The sequence below is a fragment of the Actinomycetospora atypica genome (assembly GCF_042653685.1).
GTDB classification, from domain to species: Bacteria; Actinomycetota; Actinomycetes; order Mycobacteriales; family Pseudonocardiaceae; genus Actinomycetospora; species Actinomycetospora atypica.
Genome location: NZ_JBHSIV010000097.1, coordinates 1 through 743, shown reverse-complemented (window position 1 = coordinate 743; position 743 = coordinate 1). Strand labels below are relative to the sequence as shown.

General features: G+C 74.6%; 1 protein-coding gene. It reads right to left on the bottom strand.

The window, feature by feature from the left end:
* The coding region (locus tag ACFPBZ_RS29475) for a DNA-processing protein DprA (protein WP_378039659.1) at positions 1–743 on the bottom strand (743 nt) is incomplete at both ends.

Genomic DNA, 743 nt, shown 5'->3' with positions numbered 1-743 from the left:
CTGTTGCGCGCGAGAGAGCCGCAGCTCGGCGTCGACGGCGGCGACCATCCCGGTGCCCAGACGCATCTGTCGCCAGATCTCGTCGCGGACGATGATCCGCAGCGCGCCGTCGGTGCGCAGGTCGGTCGCCGAGCGTGACCAGGACCCCAGGCAGGTCATGGCGACGGCGAGAGCCTTCTCGCCGCGTCCCTCGAGCCCGGAGACATCCAGGGACTGGATGGGGGCGGCCCAGTCCACGTCGATGTTGGTCTGCTCGTCGAACAGGCCCTTCAGCGGCCCGTTGACCAGGGCGCCGAGGGAGTCGGTCAGCGGGCGCGTCGCGTCGAGGAAATGCTGGCGGCTGGCGAAGCGGTGGGTCTGCCAGAGCCCGTCCTCGGCGCGGGTCAGGGCTCGATGGACGTCGGGGATGGTGATCGGGCGCGGCCGGGTGTTCCCGGCGGCGAGCCCGGTCAGGTCGCGCAGGACGTGGGCGAGGACCTCGGTGTCGGTGGGGGTGACCGGGCGTCCGCCGGCTTCGGCGAGCCCGGCGAGCAGCCGCAGCCGGCCCATCACCCGGTCCCGGCCCACCGCGAGCCCCGGCGGGTACGGCGACACGATCGCCCCGCCGCGGGCGAGGACCTCCTCGAAGAGATCCCGGTTGGCCGAGGGGTGGACCCGGTCGATCCCGCATGGGGCGACCACCACCGGGGCACCGTCCGCGGCGACCGCGCCGCGCAGCGCCTCGGACTCGACCCCGAGCGCGC